Annotated in this window: 3 protein-coding genes; all 3 read left to right on the top strand. The window is 38.6% G+C overall.

The genetic code is table 11. The features are described 5' to 3' along the window. Positions 1-1,568, top strand: a 1,568-nt coding sequence (gene groL / locus ACEW8O_RS20515; protein ID WP_373496499.1) for a chaperonin GroEL, incomplete at its 5' end; no start/stop codon positions are given. A 177-nt stretch (positions 1,569-1,745) separates the two neighbouring features. Then, complete coding sequence (locus ACEW8O_RS20510) at positions 1,746-2,120, top strand: response regulator (RefSeq protein ID WP_373496498.1); 375 nt, start codon at positions 1,746-1,748, stop codon at positions 2,118-2,120. Further along, positions 2,121-3,122 carry a magnesium/cobalt transporter CorA gene (corA, locus tag ACEW8O_RS20505; protein ID WP_373496497.1) on the top strand — a complete coding sequence of 334 codons (1,002 nt, stop codon included), beginning with the start codon at positions 2,121-2,123 and terminating at the stop codon, positions 3,120-3,122. It begins immediately after the preceding gene. Positions 3,123-3,214 lie beyond the last annotated feature (92 nt).

Raw genomic sequence — 3,214 nt, 5'->3', positions numbered from 1 at the left:
CTCTTGCTGACGCAGTAAAAGTAACCCTTGGACCAAAAGGAAGAAATGTCATCATTGACAAAAAATTCGGTGCTCCGACCATCACTAAAGATGGTGTCACCGTAGCAAAAGAAATTGAATTGGCTGAGCCAATCGAAAATATGGGTGCTCAATTGGTAAAAGAAGTAGCTTCCAAAACCGCTGACAATGCAGGTGATGGAACCACAACTGCTACCGTGCTTACCCAAGCAATTTTTAATGCAGGTATCAAAAACGTAGCTGCAGGTGCCAATCCAATGGACCTCAAAAGAGGTATAGACAAAGCCGTAAGTGCTATAGTAGCACAATTGAAGGCTAATTCAAAAGCTATCTCTACCAGCAAAGAAATACAACAAGTTGCAACTGTATCTGCCAACAACGATGAGGAAATCGGAAAAATGATTGCCGATGCCATGGAAAAAGTTGGTAAAGACGGTGTCATTACCGTGGAAGAAGCAAAGGGTACAGAAACCGAAGTGAGAACTGTTGATGGTATGCAATTTGACAGAGGATACCTTTCTCCTTATTTCGTGACCAACACTGAGAAAATGGAAGTCGAATTAGACAATCCATACATTTTGATCTATGATAAGAAGATTTCTTCTATGAAAGAACTTCTTCCTGTTTTGGAACCGGTAGCACAATCAGGCAAGCCTTTGTTGATCATCGCAGAAGATGTTGACGGCGAAGCTTTGGCTACTTTGGTGGTCAACAAAATCAGAGGTGCCTTGAAAGTGGCAGCTGTGAAAGCTCCTGGATTCGGTGACAGAAGAAAAGCAATGTTGGAAGATATTGCCATCCTCACGGGAGGAACTGTAATTTCTGAAGAAAGAGGCTATAAATTAGAAAATGCTACTTTGGATTACTTAGGTACTGCAGAGAAAATCAACATTGACAAAGACAACACTACTGTTGTCAATGGCTCTGGAGAATCTTCTGCCATCCAAGCAAGAATCGGAGAAATCAAAGCACAGGTTGAAAAAACAACTTCTGATTACGACAGGGAAAAACTTCAGGAAAGGCTTGCCAAATTATCAGGTGGAGTTGCTATTCTTCACATCGGTGCAGCTACTGAGGTAGAAATGAAAGAGAAAAAAGACAGAGTTGACGATGCGCTTCATGCAACAAGAGCTGCTGTACAAGAAGGTGTAGTAGTAGGTGGTGGTGTGGCTTTTGTTAGGGCTTCATCAGCTTTGGACAGTTTGAAAGGTGAAAACGAAGATCAAGACACAGGTGTCAATATCATCAGAATCGCCATTGAAGCTCCATTGAGAATTATCGTTGAGAATGCGGGTCGTGAAGGTTCTGTTGTGATCAACAGAATCAAAGAAAATAAAGGTAATTACGGATACAATGCAAGAACAGATGTTTTTGAAGATCTGTTTGAAGCAGGTGTAATTGACCCAACTAAGGTTACAAGATTGGCACTTGAAAATGCCGCTTCCATTGCAGCATTGCTGCTTACCACAGAATGTGTAGTAGCAGATGTGAAGGAAGATTCACCTGCCATGCCGCCGATGGGCGGAGGTGGAATGGGTGGCATGATGTAATTTCAATCAACCCAACAAAGAGGGGCCAAAATGGCCCCTCTTTTTTTACCCGATTAATTCTAATGAGGAAAAAATAGCCTCGGATTTTTTTAATTGAAAGTATGTTCTAATTTAGGGTAAGTATATTCGAAATCATTCATAGAATCCAATGCTTTTAAGAAACTAACACCCGTCTTTATGAGCTCTTATCATTCGATTATTTTAGTAGATGATGATCCAATCAATAACCTTATCAATAAAAGGTTGATCTCAAAGTTGGATATTGCTCATAAAATCGAAGAGTTCCTTGAAGCAGAGAAGGCCATCGAAAAAATCCGCACAATGGAAGCTGATCAAAACACATTGATTTTTTTGGACATCAATATGCCTGTAATGAATGGATGGGATTTTTTGAACCAATACTTGATCGAGTTTAAAGACAGAAAGGATAGGATTGTTGTGCTGTCAAGCTCAATTGATTTTCAGGACAGGCAAAAAGCCAAAGAATATGATTGCGTAGAAGGTTTTATAGAAAAGCCCTTGACCCCTGAAAAGATCAAAAGTATCATTTAAATGGAAGCCACAAATCCCCTCGAAATCAGCATGGAACTGTATCATTTTGGGGAAAATATTTTCGAAAAACATCACCTTACTTCTGTTGACCAAATCCAACCGTTTTTGGACACCGACAAAAAATTCTGGCTAAACGTCTGTGGCCTCCACAATGACCACTTACTTAAAGAAATATCAGAACTATTTGATATCCATATCATTGCGCTCGAAGATATCAAAAACACCCAACAAAGGCCTAAACTGGAGGAATTTGACCATTTTATCTTTTTGGTTTCCAAGATGATCTATACCAAAAAAGACATTACTGCTTTGGAAATAGAACAGGTCAGTATTGTGTTTGGCAAAAATTTCATCATCTCCTTTCAGGAAAACTCCTACGATATTTTTGATCAAATAAGGGTCAGGTTGGAAAACCCCCATGGGAGAATGAGGAAAATGGGAACAGATTATTTCACCTACACTTTATTGGATGCCATCATAGATCAATATTATGTAATCCTTGAAATGATGGATAACACCATTGAAGAAATAGAAGATGAAATTATCAATGACTCTCACAAAATAAGGTTGGCTGATGTCTATCTTAAAAGAAAAGCGCTTCAGGAAATCAAAAAAATAATATGGCCCACCAGAGAAATGATTGCAGCCTGGAGAAAGTCTGAAAGCCCTTTCATCAAAAGAAAAACCAATCCATTTATCAATGACATCTATGAACACACCGTGGAGATCATGGAAAATCTTGAAATGCAGCGGGAAAATATTACAACGCTTGTAGAAATATTTATGTCAAATATCAGCCTCAAGCAAAATGAGGTCATGAAAACCTTAACCATCATTGCAACCATATTTATACCACTGACATTTATTGCAGGTGTGTACGGCATGAACTTCGAATATATGCCGGAACTCGAGTGGAAATATGGGTACATTTCAGTATGGTCTGTTTTTTTAATTTCAACTTTGGTCATGATCAGGTATTTTAAGAAAAAACGTTGGTTTTAGTATTTTTTTAATTATTGACATAATATTGTGTCAATTTCACAATAGCCCATGCATTCAATACACTGTGCAGTCATCAAGATAGGTTCTAATGT

The organism is Aquiflexum sp. (genome assembly GCF_041749095.1).
In the GTDB taxonomy this organism is placed as follows: Bacteria; Bacteroidota; Bacteroidia; order Cytophagales; family Cyclobacteriaceae; genus Aquiflexum.
This window is presented reverse-complemented; position numbering and strand designations above follow the sequence as displayed.